This is a genomic window from Pseudoxanthomonas sp. Soil82 (genome assembly GCF_040446535.1).
Classification (GTDB): domain Bacteria; phylum Pseudomonadota; class Gammaproteobacteria; order Xanthomonadales; family Xanthomonadaceae; genus Pseudoxanthomonas; species Pseudoxanthomonas kaohsiungensis.
The window spans coordinates 387,774-402,628 of sequence record NZ_JBEAAK010000003.1 but is presented as its reverse complement, the minus strand read 5'-3'; the positions used below and the strand labels follow the sequence as shown (position 1 = coordinate 402,628).

General features: G+C 71.0%; 13 protein-coding genes. 7 read left to right on the top strand and 6 right to left on the bottom strand.

Annotated features, from left to right (window positions below):
- The first annotated feature begins 28 nt into the window (after positions 1-28).
- From carB to recJ, 4 genes are read left to right on the top strand one after another with little or no spacing between them, the layout of a single operon-like run.
- Positions 29-3,271, top strand: a complete 3,243-nt coding sequence (gene carB / locus ABKA19_RS10795; protein ID WP_353688897.1) for a carbamoyl-phosphate synthase large subunit — start codon at positions 29-31, stop codon at positions 3,269-3,271.
- Positions 3,268-3,744: a transcription elongation factor GreA gene (gene greA / locus ABKA19_RS10790; protein ID WP_162377462.1), complete on the top strand. Its 477-nt coding sequence runs from the start codon at positions 3,268-3,270 to the stop codon at positions 3,742-3,744. Before carB ends, greA begins: the two co-directional genes overlap by 4 nt.
- On the top strand, positions 3,744-4,727 hold the full coding sequence (locus ABKA19_RS10785; RefSeq protein ID WP_353688896.1) for a phosphoglycerate mutase: 984 nt from the start codon (positions 3,744-3,746) through the stop codon (positions 4,725-4,727). The genes greA and ABKA19_RS10785 overlap by 1 nt, the downstream gene beginning before the upstream one ends.
- Before the next feature lies 1 nt (position 4,728).
- Positions 4,729-6,450, top strand: coding sequence for a single-stranded-DNA-specific exonuclease RecJ (recJ, locus tag ABKA19_RS10780; RefSeq protein ID WP_502945765.1), 1,722 nt, complete (start codon positions 4,729-4,731; stop codon positions 6,448-6,450).
- Positions 6,451-6,469: 19 nt separating this feature from the next.
- Here recJ and ABKA19_RS10775 read toward each other — a convergent pair whose 3' ends face one another.
- Complete coding sequence (locus ABKA19_RS10775; protein WP_353688894.1) at positions 6,470-7,666, bottom strand: acyltransferase family protein; 1,197 nt, start codon at positions 7,664-7,666, stop codon at positions 6,470-6,472.
- Between the two features lie 153 nt (positions 7,667-7,819).
- Here ABKA19_RS10775 and ABKA19_RS10770 point away from each other — a divergent pair, with 153 nt between their 5' ends.
- Positions 7,820-8,704, top strand: a complete 885-nt coding sequence (locus ABKA19_RS10770) for a LytTR family DNA-binding domain-containing protein (RefSeq protein WP_353688893.1) — start codon at positions 7,820-7,822, stop codon at positions 8,702-8,704.
- An 18-nt stretch (positions 8,705-8,722) separates the two neighbouring features.
- Here ABKA19_RS10770 and ABKA19_RS10765 read toward each other — a convergent pair whose 3' ends face one another.
- Together ABKA19_RS10765 and ABKA19_RS10760 are read right to left on the bottom strand one after the other, a co-directional pair.
- Positions 8,723-9,163, bottom strand: coding sequence for a carboxymuconolactone decarboxylase family protein (locus ABKA19_RS10765; protein WP_353688892.1), 441 nt, complete (start codon positions 9,161-9,163; stop codon positions 8,723-8,725).
- Positions 9,164-9,198: 35 nt separating this feature from the next.
- On the bottom strand, positions 9,199-10,113 hold the full coding sequence (locus ABKA19_RS10760) for an RNA polymerase sigma-70 factor (protein WP_353688891.1): 915 nt from the start codon (positions 10,111-10,113) through the stop codon (positions 9,199-9,201).
- A gap of 120 nt (positions 10,114-10,233) precedes the next feature.
- Between ABKA19_RS10760 and ABKA19_RS10755 the strand changes: the two genes are divergently transcribed.
- Positions 10,234-11,766 (top strand): fumarate hydratase, encoded by a 1,533-nt coding sequence (locus ABKA19_RS10755; protein ID WP_353689008.1) that lies wholly within the window; start codon positions 10,234-10,236, stop codon positions 11,764-11,766.
- A gap of 73 nt (positions 11,767-11,839) precedes the next feature.
- Complete coding sequence (locus tag ABKA19_RS10750) at positions 11,840-12,475, top strand: glutathione S-transferase family protein (RefSeq protein WP_353688890.1); 636 nt, start codon at positions 11,840-11,842, stop codon at positions 12,473-12,475.
- 125 nt (positions 12,476-12,600) lie between these two features.
- Here the strand turns inward: ABKA19_RS10750 and arsC are convergent, their stop codons facing one another.
- From arsC to ABKA19_RS10735, 3 genes are read right to left on the bottom strand one after another with little or no spacing between them, the layout of a single operon-like run.
- Positions 12,601-12,954: an arsenate reductase (glutaredoxin) gene (gene arsC, locus ABKA19_RS10745; RefSeq protein WP_353688889.1), complete on the bottom strand. Its 354-nt coding sequence runs from the start codon at positions 12,952-12,954 to the stop codon at positions 12,601-12,603.
- Positions 12,954-14,147: a phospholipase A gene (locus ABKA19_RS10740; protein WP_502945764.1), complete on the bottom strand. Its 1,194-nt coding sequence runs from the start codon at positions 14,145-14,147 to the stop codon at positions 12,954-12,956. Before ABKA19_RS10740 ends, arsC begins: the two co-directional genes overlap by 1 nt.
- 19 nt (positions 14,148-14,166) lie before the next feature.
- Complete coding sequence (locus tag ABKA19_RS10735; protein WP_353688888.1) at positions 14,167-14,652, bottom strand: DUF456 domain-containing protein; 486 nt, start codon at positions 14,650-14,652, stop codon at positions 14,167-14,169.
- Between the last annotated feature and the right edge of the window lie 203 nt (positions 14,653-14,855).

Here is a 14,855-nt window from a genome sequence, read left to right as displayed (position 1 = left end):
TCCCCCCGGGGAACGAGCAGAGAACGAGATGCCCAAGCGCAGCGACATCCAGACCATCCTCATCATCGGCGCCGGCCCGATCGTCATCGGCCAGGCCTGCGAGTTCGACTATTCGGGCGCGCAGGCCTGCAAGGCGCTGCGCGAGGAGGGCTACCGCGTGGTGCTGGTCAACAGCAACCCGGCCACGATCATGACCGACCCGGACACCGCCGACGCGGTGTACATCGAGCCGATCAACTGGCAGACGGTCGAGAAGATCATCGCCAAGGAGAAGCCCGACGCGCTGCTGCCGACCATGGGCGGGCAGACCGCGCTCAACTGCGCGCTCGACCTGGCCGACCACGGCGTCCTGGAGAAGTACGGGGTCGAGCTGATCGGCGCCTCGCGCGAGGCCATCCGCATGGCCGAGGACCGCGAGCTGTTCCGGGTGGCGATGGGCGAGATCGGCCTGGAGTGCCCGAAGGCCGAGGTCGCGCACACGCTCGAGGAGGCGCTCGACATCCAGACCCGCGTCGGCTACCCGACCATCATCCGCCCCAGCTTCACCCTGGGCGGCAGCGGCGGCGGCATCGCCTACAACCGCGAGGAGCTGATCGAGATCGTCAACCGCGGCCTGGAGCTGTCGCCGACCACCGAGGTGCTGGTGGAGGAATCGGTGCTGGGCTGGAAGGAGTTCGAGATGGAGGTGGTCCGCGACAAGGCGGACAACTGCATCATCGTCTGCTCGATCGAGAACCTGGACCCGATGGGCGTGCACACCGGCGACTCGATCACCGTCGCCCCGGCGCAGACCCTGACCGACAAGGAGTACCAGCGCCTGCGCGACGCCTCCATCGCGGTGCTGCGCAAGATCGGGGTGGACACGGGCGGGTCGAACGTGCAGTTCGGCATCAACGCGCAGACCGGCCGCGTGGTCGTGATCGAGATGAACCCGCGCGTGTCGCGTTCGTCGGCGCTGGCCTCCAAGGCGACGGGCTTCCCGATAGCCAAGGTCGCCGCCAAGCTGGCCGTCGGCTACACCCTGGACGAGCTGAAGAACGAGATCACCGGCGGCAAGACCCCGGCCTCGTTCGAGCCGGCGATCGACTACGTGGTCACCAAGATCCCGCGCTTCGCGTTCGAGAAGTTCCCGCAGGCCGATGCCCGCCTGACCACCCAGATGAAGTCGGTGGGCGAGGTGATGGCGATGGGCCGCACTTTCCGCGAATCGGTGCAGAAGGCCCTGCGCGGGCTGGAGACCGGCAAGGTCGGCTTCGATCCCACCGGCCTGGACCTGGCGGACGAGGACGACCTGGCCACCCTGCGCCGCGAGCTCAAGGCGCCGGGCCCGGAGCGCCTGTTCTACGTCGCCGATGCGTTCCGCGCCGGAATGAGCGTGGAGGACATCCACGCGCTCTCGTTCATCGACCCCTGGTTCCTCGACCAGATCGAGGAGATCATCCAGGAGGAGAAGGCGCTGGCGGCCGAAGGCCTGGACTCGCTCGACGCCGCGCGCCTGCGCAAGCTCAAGCGCGACGGCTTCTCCGACGCCCGCCTGGCCCAGCTGGCCGGTACCAACGAAGCAGGCATCCGCGCCCTGCGCCGCGCGCACAAGGTCAAGCCGGTCTACAAGCGGGTGGACTCCTGCGCCGCCGAGTTCGCCACCAGCACCGCCTACCTCTACTCGACCTACGAGGACGAGTGCGAGGCCGAGCCGACCGGGCGCGACAAGATCATGATCCTGGGCGGCGGCCCCAACCGCATCGGCCAGGGCATCGAGTTCGACTACTGCTGCGTCCACGCGGCCCTCGCCCTGCGCGAGGACGGCTACGAGACGATCATGGTCAACTGCAACCCGGAGACCGTGTCCACCGATTACGACACGTCCGACCGCCTGTACTTCGAGCCGCTCACCCTCGAGGACGTGCTGGAGATCGTCGAGCTCGAGCAGCCCAAGGGCGTGATCGTGCAGTACGGCGGCCAGACCCCGCTGAAGCTGGCGCGCGCGCTGGAAGCCAACGGCGTGCCGGTGATCGGCACCTCGCCCGACTCGATCGACCTGGCCGAGGACCGCGAACGGTTCCAGCAGCTGGTCGACAGGCTGGGCCTGAAGCAGCCGCCCAACCGCATCGCCCGCAACGCCGAGGAAGCGCTGGTCCTGGCCCGCGAGATCGGCTATCCGCTGGTGGTGCGCCCGAGCTACGTGCTCGGCGGCCGCGCGATGGAGATCGTCTATGGCGAGTCGGACCTGGCCCGCTACGTGCGCGACGCGGTCAAGGTATCCAACGATTCGCCGGTGCTGCTGGACCGGTTCCTGGACAACGCGGTGGAGGTCGACGTCGACCTGATCGCCGACTCCACCGGCGCCACCCTGATCGGCGGGGTGATGGAGCACATCGAGGAGGCCGGCGTGCACTCCGGCGACTCCTCGTGCTCGCTGCCGCCGTACTCGCTCACCGCGGCCACCCAGGACGAGCTGCGTCGCCAGGTGATCGAACTGGCCAAGGCGCTGAACGTGGTCGGCCTGATGAACACCCAGTTCGCGATCCAGCCCAACGAGGACGGCAGCGACACCGTCTACCTGCTGGAAGTGAACCCGCGCGCCTCGCGCACCGTGCCGTTCGTGTCCAAGGCCACCGGCGTGGCGCTGGCCAAGATCGCCGCGCGCTGCATGGCCGGCCGCTCGCTGGCCGAGCAGGACGCGACCCGGGAGGTCGTGCCGGACTACTACTCGGTGAAGGAAGCGATCTTCCCGTTCGCCAAGTTCCAGGGCGTCGATCCGATCCTCGGCCCGGAGATGCGCTCCACCGGCGAGGTGATGGGCGTGGGCCGCAGCTTCGGCGCCGCCATGGCGCGCGCGCAGGAGGCTGGCGGGATCAAGGCCCCGGCCCCGGGCAAGGCGTTCGTCTCGGTCCGCGACCCGGACAAGAAGCGGGTGCTGCCGGTGGCCCAGGCCCTGGTCGAGCGCGGCTTCAGCCTGGTCGCCACCCGCGGCACCGCGGCCTGGCTGCAGCAGAACGGGCTGGAGTGCGCGGTGGTGAACAAGGTTGCCGAAGGGCGCCCGCACATCGTCGACTCGATCAAGAACGGCGAGATCGCCTACATCGTCAACACCACCGAGGGGCGCGCGGCGATCGCCGACTCGTTCTCGATCCGGCGCGAGGCGCTGCAGCAGCGCGTCACCTACTCGACCACCATCGCCGGCGCCAAGGCGCTGGTGCATTCGCTTGAATTCCGCGGGACCGGCCCGGTGTGGTCGCTGCAGGAGCTGCACAAGGAGCTGCAATCGTGAGAGCCCCGATGACGCTGAAGGGCGCCCAGCGCCTGCGCGACGAACTCGACCACCTGAAGTCGGTGAAGCGCCCGGAGGTGATCGCCGCGATCGCCGAGGCGCGCGGCCACGGCGACCTCAAGGAGAACGCCGAGTACCACGCCGCGCGCGAACAGCAGGGCTTCATCGAAGGACGGATCAAGCAGCTGGAGAGCGAGCTCTCGCACGCCGACCTGATCGACGTGGCCAAGCTCAACGCCGGCAGCAAGGTCGTGTTCGGTGCCACCGTGACCCTGGCCGACGTGGAGACGGACGAGGAAGTCCGCTACCAGATCGTCGGCGACCTGGAAGCCGACATCAAGCAGGGCCTGATCGCGATCTCCTCGCCGGTGGCGCGCGCGCTGATCGGCAAGGAAGAGGGCGACGCGATCGCGATCGACGCGCCCGGCGGCCGGCGCGAGTACGAGATCGCCGGCGTCGCCTACCTCGGCTGATGGCGACCATCACCCTGCTGCTGCCGGAACGGACGCGCCTGCCCGGTCCGTTGCCGGCGGCGATCGGCCGGGTGCTGGGGCGCGCGGATCGCGCCGAGGGCGAACGGGGCTCGCAGGCGCAGCTTCGCCGCCATTTCAGGCTGGTGCCCGACCACTGGCCGGTCGCCGCGCTGACCCGCCGGGTCGATGCCGGCGACAACTTCGACGGCAGCGGCGGCAATGTCGCCGATGCGTGGCTGCGCGCCGATCCGGCGCACGTGGCGCCCGACCTCAATGGCGCGCGCCTGCTCGGCTGGGGCGAGGGCCTGGGCCTGGAAGCGGATGACGTGCGCGCCCTGTTGCCGGCGTTGCGGCCGCTGTTCGGGGACGCCGGTTTCCAGCTCGACGCGCCACATCCGGCGCGCTGGTACCTGCGCCTGCCCGAAGGCACGCGCCTGCCGGCGTTGCCCGGGCCGGAGGAGGCGGTAGGCGACGACCTGTTCGCCGCGCTGCCGCAGGGCGGCGATGCGGCGGCCCGGCGCTGGCGGGCGTTGATCACCGAGGTGCAGGTGGTGCTGCACCAGCATCCGCGCAACCGCGAGCGGGCCGCGCAGGGCAAGCCGGCGATCAACGCGCTGTGGTTCTGGGGCGCGGGCCGGTTGCCGGCATCGGTGCAGTCCCGCTATCTCCACGTGCGCAGCCCGGACCCGCTGTTGCAGGGCCTGGCGCAGATGGCCGGCGCGGCCACCAGTGCGCCGGCGGCGGCCGATGGCGGCGCGGCCGGCGACAGCCTGGTCGACATGCGCCGGCTGCGCAGCATGGACATGCTCGCCGCGCAGGCGCTGCCGCCGCTGCTCCAGGCCATGGCCCGCCGCGAATTCGATGCGCTGCAGCTGGATTTCGAGGACGGCGCCTGCTTCCGCCTCCAGCACGGCCAGCGCCGCTGGCAGTTCTGGCGCCGTCCGCTGGCCGTCCTGGCCGATGCCCCGGGCGCCACGGCCTGAGATGGCGATGGCGCGGATCGTCCGCCGCCCCCTGGTCGACGTGCAGGCCGGATGGCCCGATTCGATCCCCGCGCTGCTGCGCCGGGTCTACGCCGCGCGTGGCGCGTCGACGCCGGAGCTCGCGCAACCGCGGCTGGCAGGGCTGCTGCCACCGGACCGGCTGCGCGGCCTGGAGTCGGCCACCGCGCTGTTGGCCGACGCGATGGCCGCCGACCGCCACATCGTCGTGGTCGGCGACTTCGATTGCGACGGCGCCACCGCCTGCGCCACCGGCGTGCGCGGGCTGCGCCTGCTTGGCGCGCGGCGCGTCTCGCATGCGGTGCCCAACCGCATGGTCCACGGCTATGGCCTGTCGCCGGCGCTGGTCGACGAGCTGGCCGCGTTGCGCCCGGACCTGTTGCTGACGGTCGACCACGGCATCGCCTGCCATGCGGGCATCGAGGCGGCGCGCGCGCGCGGCTGGCGGGTCGTCGTCACCGACCACCACCTGCCGGGACCGCGCCTGCCTGCGGCCGATGCCATCGTCAATCCGAACCTGCCCGGCGATGAATTCCCGAGCAAGGCGCTGGCCGGCGTCGGCGTGGTCTTCTACCTGCTGCTGGCGCTCCGCCGGCACCTGCGCGGAGCGGGCGCGTTCGGCGCGGGCGAGCCCGACCTGTCGACGTTGCTGGACCTGGTCGCGGTCGGCACCGTTGCCGACCTGGTCCCCCTGGACGCCAACAACCGCACCCTGGTGGCCGCCGGACTGCGCCGGCTGCGTGCCGGCCGCGGCTGCGCCGGGCTGCGCGCGCTGACCGAAGCCTGCGGGCGCGACGCGGCGCGGTTGACGGCGGCCGACATCGGCTTTGCGATCGGTCCACGGCTCAACGCGGCCGGGCGGCTCGAAGACATGGCCCTGGGCATCGAATGCCTGCTCACCGACGACCCCGCGCGCGCGCGCGAACTGGCGCAGCGGCTGGACGGGATCAACGCCGAGCGCCGCACCATGCAGCAGGCCATGACCGACGATGCGGAAGCCGCGCTGTCGCGCGTGCTGCCGGGCGCGGTGGGCGCGCCGCTGGCGCCGTGCCTGTTCGATCCGGAGTGGCATCCGGGCGTGATCGGCCTGGTCGCCTCGAAGATGAAGGAACGCCTGCACCGGCCCGTGCTTGCGTTCGCGCCGGCCGAGCCGGGCAGCGCGGTGCTGCGCGGCTCGGCGCGCTCGATCCCCGGTTTCCACATCCGCGACGCGCTGGCGGCGGTGGACAGCGCCCACCCGGGCCTGATCGAGCGCTTCGGCGGCCACGCCATGGCGGCCGGGCTGACCCTGGCGCAATCGCAGCTGGCCGCGTTCGAACAGGCCTGGCAGGCGCATGCGGCCGGCGTACTCGACGACGGCCTGTTGCAGGCCGAGTTGCTCAGCGACGGCGAATTGCTGCCGCGCGAGTTCGACCGTTTCCACGCCGAGGCGCTGCGCGATGGCGGGCCGTGGGGGCAGGGCTTTCCCGAGCCGCTGTTCGACGGCGGGTTCGACGTGCTGGACTGGAAGGTGGTGGGCGAGCGCCACCTCCGGCTGACCCTGCGCCACCCCGACCGGCGCGAGCCGCTGGCGGCGATCCAGTTCGGCGGCTGGCAGGGCCAGCCGCCTTCGCCGCAGGCGCACCTGGCCTACCGCCTGGCGCCGGATGACTACCGTGGCGGACAGGCGATCCAGCTGGTGGTGGAGCACCGCGCGACAGCCTGAGCCGCCGGCCGGCACGGGGTCAGCCGACCGCCTCGCGCTCCCGGCCATCGCGCGCCCGCGATGGCGCAGCGGTGCGCTTCAGGCCGAACAGCGGCCGCAGCCAGCCGAGCCTGCGCACCAGCTCATAGCCGGCCAGGCACAGCAGCAGGGTCGCCAGCACCAGCAGCGGTCCTTCCAGCCACGCCGGCAGGTCCAGCGGCCGCAGGTGGACGGCCAGCAGCACGATCACCGTCTGGTGGAGGATGTAGACCGGGAACACCGCCTCGGCCAGCCAGCGCCGCGCTGGGCTGTCGCCGGGCGCATGGCGGCGGAAGAAACCCAGGATGGCCACGATCGCGCCCCACTGCTGCACGGCCCACAGCAGTCGCTGCAGCTGGCGCAGCGACTCCGGCGGCGTGCCCCCGTCGCGGTACTGGCCGAAATACCAGGCGATGAACAGCCAGCTGGCGAGTGTCGCCACCAGCGCCGGCCAGCGCGCCCGTTCGATCCGGTCCCAGAGCGGGCCGGGCCGGGCGATGGCGAAGCCGAGCAGGAACAGCGGCAGGTACTGGGCGTGGTTGTACCAGTCGTCGACCAGCGCGTGGGTCGATTCGAAGCGGCCCACCAGCAGCAGGCGCGCGATGGCCAGCCACGCCAGTGGCCACAGCAGCCCGGCCGGATGCGCCAGCAGGCCGCGCACCCGTTCCACCGCGCCGGCGCTGGTGCGCGGGGCCAGCCGCAGCAGCACCCACAGCACCACCGTGTAGCACCAGAGGTAGGCGACGAACCACAGGTGGTTCCAGGTGGGCAGGTCCAGGCAGTCGTCGTCGCGGCAGAACGAGCCGTCGCCGGCCAGGTAGCGCGCCCAGAACGCCAGGTAGCCGTCGTGGTACCCGCCGGGCAGCTTCTCCACCACCTCGAAATACGACTGCGGCGGCACGATCACCAGCATGCCGAACACCAGCGGCAGCAGCAGCCGCCAGGACCGTGGGCCGATGAACCGCGCGCCCTCGCGCGCGCAGCGGTCGCAGAGGAAGGCGGTGGCCGCGCCGGAGACCAGGAACAGCAACGACAGCCGCCACGGCGAGGACAGCAGCATGAACGGCTCCAGCGCGTGGCTGGCGTGGGGGCTGTTCACGTGCCAGTCCCAGGTCACGTAATACATGCCGACGTGGTAGAGGACCAGCACGCCGAAGGCGCAGATGCGGATCCAGTCGAGGTCGTAGCGGCGTTCCATGGCGGTCTTCGGTAGCGCGGAAGCGCCACGGTGCGCCCGCGCCGGCGGCGGCGCGCGCGCCGGGTGACCGGTCGCGGGGCATCGGGGACGAACCGCGGGCGGCGGTGACGGGCGGGGTGGGGCCGGCCGCGCGTGCTCCGTAGAATGCGCGGCATGTCCGCGACCCGCCCCACGCCCTACGAACGCTACCTGCCCTGGCGCCGCTGGGTCGAGGTCGGCTTCTGGATCGGCATGACCGTGGTCAACGCGGTCGCCAACAGCTACACGGTCATCACCGACATCCGCAAGAACGACCTGCCGTACGCGACCTGGGAACCGGTGGTGTGGGAATGGTCGAGCGGGCTGATGTGGCTGGCCCTGGCCTGGCCGATCGTCTGGTTCAGCCGGCGCTACCCGGTCCACTGGGACAACTGGCGCCGGCAGCTGCCGCGGCACCTGTTGGCCAGCGTGGTGGTGTCGGTCGTCCACGTGGTGGGCATGGTCGGCCTGCGCACCGTGGCATACGCCAGCCAGGGCGTCGACTACGACTTCGGCCACTGGCCGCGCGAGCTGTTCTACGAATACGTCAAGGACGTGCGCACCTACGCCTCCATGGTGGTGCTGATCAGCTTCTACCGGCTGCTGCTGCGGCGCCTGCAGGGCGAGGCGAGCCTGCTGTCCGAACCGGACGAAGGCCCGCCGGTCGAGCCCCTGGACCGGCCAGAACGCTTCCTGGTGCGCAAGCTGGGCCGCGAGTTCCTGGTCGCCGCCGGCGACATCGAGTGGCTGCAGGCCTCGGGCAACTACGTGAACCTGCGCGTGCGCGGCCACGATTACCCGCTGCGCAGCACGATCGCCGGGATCGAGGCGCGGCTGGACCCGCGCGCGTTCGCCCGGGTCCATCGCAGCTACATCGTCAACCTCGGCCAGGTCGCCTCGATCGAACCGCTCGATGCGGGCGAGGCGCGCCTGCACCTGCGCGACGGCACGGTGATCCCTTGCAGCAGGCGCTACCGGCAGGCGCTGCGCGGGCGCATCGACGGCAGCGAAGGCGCCTGAGCGCCGCCGCCGCGAGGCTCAGGCAAGTTCAGGCTGCATGCCCACGCCCAGCCGGTTCCAGGCGTTGATGGTCGCCACGGCCATGGTCAGCTCGGCGATGGCGGCATCGTCGAAGTGTTCGCGCAGGGCCTCGTAGGTCGCATCGGCCGGCGCGCCCGCGGGCAGGGTGGTCAGCTGTTCGGCCCAGGCCAGCGCGGCGCGCTCCCGGGCGTCGAAGAAGCGGCTGTCGCGCCAGCCGGCGAGCGTATCCAGCTTGCGCGGCTCGACCCCGGCCTTGCGCAGCGCGCCGCCATGCATGTCCATGCAGTAGGCGCAGCCATTGATCTGCGACACCCGCAGGAACACCAGTTCGAGGAACACCTTGCCCAGCGCGCCGTCGTGCACGGCGGTGCTGGCGGCGTACAGGCCCTTGAAGGCGACGGGAACGTGCTTGGGATAATCGACGCGGTGGAATTTCATCGGTGCGGTCCATGGCGGCCGACTGGCCGCCTTCATCACCAGGACGCACCGGCGGCTGCGTTCGTGACACCCAGCTTGTCGGGATTGGCGACGGTGAACAGTTCGGTGATGCGCTCGCCGTCGGTGACCGCGACCATGACCGCCGCCAGCACGCCGCCGCGGTAGCGCAGGATCGCAGGCTCGCCGTTGACCCGTCCGATCCGCCATTCGATCGCCGGATCCTGGCGGCGGTAGGCGGCCCAGAACAGGCGCGCGATGCGCTCGCCGCCCAGCAGCGGACGGATCACTGCCACCGCCTTGCCGCCGCCATCGGACACCAGTCGCGCGTCGGCGTGCAGCAGGCTTTCCAGGGCCGCGCGGTCGCCCCCGCGCGCCGCGTGCATGAATTTCTCCAGCAGCACGCGATGGCGCTGCGGGCTGACTTCGAACCGGGCCCGCGCCGCGGCCAGCCGCTGGCGCGCGCGATGGACCATCTGCCTGCAGTTGGCCTCGCCCTGGCCCAGCAGCGCGGCGATCTGGGCGTAGTCGTAGTCGAACGCCTCCTTCAGCAGGAACGCGGCGCGTTCCTCCGTGCCCAGCCGCTCGAGCACGGCCAGGAACGCCAGCGAGACCTGTTCGGCGGTTTCGGCCGCGCGTGCCGGTCCGGGCGCATGGTCGGCGACGTCGCCGGCCGGGCCGTCGTCCTCCTCGATTCGCGCAGGCTCGGGCAGCCAGGGGCCGACGTAGTGCTCGCGGCGCGCGCGCAGCGCGCGCAGGCGGTCGATGCCCAGGCGGGTGGTGGCGGTCACCAGCCAGGCCAGCGGGTCGACGATGGCCGACTGGTCGGCCTGGTGCCAGCGCAACCAGGCGTCCTGGACCACGTCCTCGGCATCGGCGCGGCTGCCCAGCAGGCGGTAGGCCAGCGCCAGCAGGCGCGGGCGGTGGGTGTGGAAGGTGTCGGCGGTGTCCATAGACCCAGGACGGAACGGCGTGTGCCGGCGTGACAGTCGGGCGGACCGACACTTTGCCCTAAAATGGGCCGGTTTCCCGCCCGCCCCGAGCCAGCCGTGACCGCTTCCGCCGCCGCCCCCGTGTCTTCGTCCCCGGTATCTATCCGCCAGGACGACCTGATTCAGTCCGTCGCCGACGCGCTGCAGTACATCAGCTACTACCACCCGGTCGACTACATCCGGAACCTGGCCGCGGCCTACGAGCGCGAGGAATCGCCCGCGGCCAAGGACGCGATGGCGCAGATCCTGATCAACTCGCGCATGTGCGCCGAAGGCCATCGCCCGATCTGCCAGGACACCGGCATCGTCACCGTGTTCCTGGAAGTGGGCATGCACGTGCGCTGGGACGACGCGACCATGGGCGTGGAGGACATGGTCAACGAGGGCGTGCGCCGCGCCTACAACCATCCGGACAACAGGCTGCGCGCCAGCGTGCTCGCCGATCCGGCCGGCCGCCGCGCCAACACGAAGGACAACACCCCGGCGGTGGTCAACGTGAAGATCGTCCCGGGCAATACCGTGGACGTGATCGTCGCGGCCAAGGGCGGCGGTTCGGAGGCCAAGTCCAAGTTCGCCATGCTCAACCCGTCCGACTCGATCGTGGACTGGGTGCTCAAGACGGTGCCGACCATGGGCGCCGGCTGGTGCCCGCCGGGCATGCTCGGCATCGGCATCGGCGGCACCGCCGAGAAGGCGATGCTGCTGGCCAAGGAATCGCTGATGGAGCCGATCGACATCGTCGACCTCAAGGCCCGCGGCGCCTCCAACCGGGCCGAGGAGCTGCGGCTGGAACTGTACGAGAAGGTCAACGCGCTGGGCATCGGCGCGCAGGGCCTGGGCGGCCTGACCACCGTGCTGGACATCAAGGTCAAGGATTACCCGACCCACGCGGCCAACCTGCCGGTGGCGATGATTCCGAACTGCGCGGCGACCCGCCACGCGCACTTCACCCTCGACGGCAGCGGCCCGGTCGCACTCGACCCGCCGTCGCTGGAGGACTGGCCGACCCTGACCTACAACCCGCAGAACGCGCGCCGGGTAGACCTGGACACGATCACCCGCGAGGAAGTGGCCACGTTCAAACCCGGCGAGGTGCTGCTGCTCAACGGCAAGCTGCTGACCGGCCGCGACGCCGCGCACAAGCGCATGATCGACATGCTCAACAAGGGCGAGAAGCTGCCGGTCGACTTCACCAACCGCTTCATCTACTACGTCGGCCCGGTCGATCCGGTGCGCGACGAAGTGGTCGGCCCGGCCGGCCCGACCACCGCCACGCGCATGGACAAGTTCACCCGGCAGATGCTGGAACAGACCGGCCTGCTGGGCATGGTCGGCAAGTCCGAGCGCGGCGACGCGGCGATCGACGCGATCCGCGACAACAAGGCCGTGTACCTGATGGCCGTGGGCGGCTCGGCCTACCTGGTGTCCAAGGCGATCAAGGCCAGCAAGGTGCTGGCGTTCGAGGACCTGGGCATGGAGGCGATCTACGAATTCGAGGTCAAGGACATGCCGGTGACCGTGGCCGTCGATTCGACCGGCGAATCGGTGCACAAGACCGGGCCGAAGGAGTGGCAGGCGCGGATCGCCGGCATTCCGGTCGTGGTCGAGGCCTGAGCCATCGCATGATCCCCGAAGCCGGCCCCGTGCCGGCTTCGTCCTTTTCCGCCTTCCCACTGGAGTCCCGCCGATGTCCGTCGTCCTCTACGGTTCACCCAGCACCGCCTCGCTCGTCGTCCACTGGCTGCTGATCGAGCTGGGCGTCGACCACGAACTGCGCATGCTCGACTTCGACCGGCACGAGCAGAAGTCGCCGGAGTACCTTGCGATCAATCCACAGGGCAGGGTGCCGGCGTTGCTCCTCGACGGGCAGGTGCTGACCGAATCGGCGGCGATCGCCATGCACCTGGCCGACCTGCATCCCCAGGCGGGGCTGGCGCCGGCCATCGCCACGCCGGCGCGCGCCGCGTACTACCGCTGGATGTTCTTCTGCGCCTACACGCTGATGCCGGCGTATCGCAGCTGGTTCTACGCGGACGAACCGGCGGGCGAGGCCAACGCCGACGAGGTCAAGGCGCGCGCGCGCCAGCGGATCGAGGCGGCCTGGCAGCAGGTGGCCGACCATCTCGAAGCCCACGGCCCGTACCTGATCGGCGCGCAGGTATCGGCGGCGGACTTCGTCCTGACCATGCTGATGCGCTGGTCGCGGAACATGCCGCGCCCGACCGACCGCTGGCCGGTGCTGGAGGCGTTCGCGCGGCGGATGAAGGACCGCCCGTCCTTCGCCGAGGTCTACCGGCGCGAAGGCCTCACCGACTGGACCTGAGCCCAGCGGCACGGCCCGTTTCGCGGCGGGTGCGGGGCGCCCCGTGCAGCGCAGGGGCTTGCGCGGCGTCCGCCTGCGCGCAGGTCGATTCCGTTCCAGCCCGCGCCGTGGCGGGCGCCCGCACGTCAGTCCAGGAGTGTCAGCACCGTTTCCGGCGGGCGGCACAGGCGGGTGCCGCGCGGGGTAACCACCACGGGCCGGTTGATCAGGCGCGGGTTGTCGAGCATGGCTGCCAGCAGGGCCTCGTCGTCGGCATCGGCAAGCCCTTGCTCCGCGTAGGCCGGTTCCTTTTCCCGCACCAGTCCGCGCAGTCCCAGGCCGCTTTCCCCGGCGACCCGGAGCAGGGCTGCGCGATCGGGCGGCTCCGCGAGGTAGTCGACCACGTCCGGCTCGACCCCCCGATCGCGAAGAAGCTGCAGCACGGCGCGCGAGTTCGAGCACCGCGGGTTGTGCCAGACCACGACGCGGGCCGCGTCCATCAGAACCACTCCAGCAGGGCGAAGCCCACGCCCACGTAGGTGGCGCGGTGGTTGTAGTCGATCATGCTCTCGCCGTAGCCGTCGAACACCTGCACGTGGCCGCGCAGCAGGTTGGTGATCGGGAAGCCGTAGTCCAGCTGCAGCGAGCCGTGCGAGCGGTCGCCGCCGCGCAGCGAGTGGCGCGCGGTCAGCGACAGCTCGTGGCCATTGCGGTTGTAGACCAGCAGCGCGTCGCCGCGGCCGACGTAGTCCTCGATGTCCGCGTTGTTGTCGTCGGCCGCGTCCTCCTCGATGCGGTACCAGGGTCGCACCACGAAGGCCCAGTTCTCGCGGTCCAGGCCGACGTTGAGGATCACCCGGTTCCAGCTGCGCGAGAGCGGGTCGCTGCGGCCGTTGGACTGGTGGTTGAAGCTGATTCCGGTCATGCGCCCGTTCCAGCCGAGCAGGCTGTAGTTGTTGCGGAACAGCAGCATGATCTCCGGCTCGTAGTTGGTCTCGCGGAACGGCCGCGAGATTTCCGAGTTGTAGACCTGCCAGCGCGAGCTCTGGGTGTAGCCGGCCCAGATGTCGCCGTTGTCGCCGAACACGTTTTCGGCCAGCTTGGTCTTGAAGCTGATCTGGAACTTGGCCTCGACGCTGTCCAGCTCCTCCGGCGTGGTCACGGTGTTGTTGGGGTTGGGCGAGCTCGGCATGTCGTTGACGTCGCTGGTCCAGAACGCGGGCAGCAGGTACACCGGCTTGTAGGCGCGGAACTGGAAGATGCCGAGCTTGGAGTCCTTGGCCAGTTCCCAGCGGCTGTCGAGCAGCGACCCGCGGCCGGCGTTGGCGATCGCGTCCAGGGCGGCGGGGTCCTGCGCCAGGTCGTGGCGGCCGAACAGCTCCCCGGTGCGGTGGCGCGCACGCTGGCCCGCGGTGGCGTCCGGCGGCAGGGCTGCCGCGCGCTGTTCGGCGCGCTGTTGCTTCACCTGTTCCTCGGCGGCCCGCGCCTGCTGGTCGGCATCGCGGGTGTGCTCGGCGTCGCGGCCATACACGGCGTCGTAGCAGGCCAGGCGGGCGGCGTCCGAGGCGATCGCGCGGCAGGCGTCGGCGGTACCGGGGAGGGCGGTCGACTCCTGCGCCGCCAACCCGCCGGCGATGGCGTAAAGCGGGGCGATCAGGGCCAGGGTGCGGGGCAGGGCGGGGGACCGGGTCACGGACGGGGCTCCATTGAAGTCAGACGAACCAGGCGAACACGAAGAGCCCGAGCATGGCGAAGGCCAGGGCCAGTTTCAGCACGGTGCCGAGCAGCAGGCCCAGCCAGGTGGCCAGCCCCACGTGCGTCGCGCGGCGGAGGGCGCGGGTATGCCACAGCTCGCCCAGCAGCGCGCCGAGGAAGGGGCCGGCGAGGAGGCCGACCGGCCCGAAGAACACGCCCGCCAGGGTGCCCAGGGCGGCGCCCCAGACCGCCAGCGGGCCGGCCCCGATCCGCTTGGCGCCCGCGGCGGTGGCGACGAAGTCCGCCACCACCGACAGCGCGGTCAGCAGGCCGAGCAGGACCAGGGTGACCGGGCCGATGCGCTGGAAATCCCCGGCCCAGGCGGCGACCAGCATGCCGGCGAAGACCAGGGGCAGGCCGGGCAGGGCGGGCAGGATCACCCCGGCCAGGCCGACCAGGGCCAGCACGGCCGCCACCACGTACCAGAAGAGTGCGGGATCCATCAGCGTCCTTTCCTGCCCGGGGCGGGCCAAGTCCTTGGCATGATTGCATTTCCCCCGGACGGGGGGTAATTTTGGGCCGCTGCGCTTGACAAGGTCACCGTGACTCGTGGCCGAATGCGGTAGGTCCCGTGATGATGGTCCGCTACATCGTTACACCGCGCGTACTCCTTGCAACCAGCCGCCGTGGCAACGGCGTATCCACC

What these genes read in the sequence shown, in the direction of transcription:
- carB (WP_353688897.1), top strand. Translation starts at nt 29, where the DNA reads ATGCCCAAGCGCAGCGACATCCAGACCATCCTCATCATCGGCGCCGGC.
- ABKA19_RS10785 (WP_353688896.1), top strand. Translation starts at nt 3,744, where the DNA reads ATGGCGACCATCACCCTGCTGCTGCCGGAACGGACGCGCCTGCCCGGT.
- recJ (WP_502945765.1), top strand. Translation starts at nt 4,729, where the DNA reads ATGGCGATGGCGCGGATCGTCCGCCGCCCCCTGGTCGACGTGCAGGCC.
- ABKA19_RS10775 (WP_353688894.1), bottom strand. Translation starts at nt 7,666, where the DNA reads ATGGAACGCCGCTACGACCTCGACTGGATCCGCATCTGCGCCTTCGGC.
- ABKA19_RS10770 (WP_353688893.1), top strand. Translation starts at nt 7,820, where the DNA reads ATGTCCGCGACCCGCCCCACGCCCTACGAACGCTACCTGCCCTGGCGC.
- ABKA19_RS10765 (WP_353688892.1), bottom strand. Translation starts at nt 9,163, where the DNA reads ATGAAATTCCACCGCGTCGATTATCCCAAGCACGTTCCCGTCGCCTTC.
- ABKA19_RS10760 (WP_353688891.1), bottom strand. Translation starts at nt 10,113, where the DNA reads ATGGACACCGCCGACACCTTCCACACCCACCGCCCGCGCCTGCTGGCG.
- ABKA19_RS10750 (WP_353688890.1), top strand. Translation starts at nt 11,840, where the DNA reads ATGTCCGTCGTCCTCTACGGTTCACCCAGCACCGCCTCGCTCGTCGTC.
- arsC (WP_353688889.1), bottom strand. Translation starts at nt 12,954, where the DNA reads ATGGACGCGGCCCGCGTCGTGGTCTGGCACAACCCGCGGTGCTCGAAC.
- ABKA19_RS10735 (WP_353688888.1), bottom strand. Translation starts at nt 14,652, where the DNA reads ATGGATCCCGCACTCTTCTGGTACGTGGTGGCGGCCGTGCTGGCCCTG.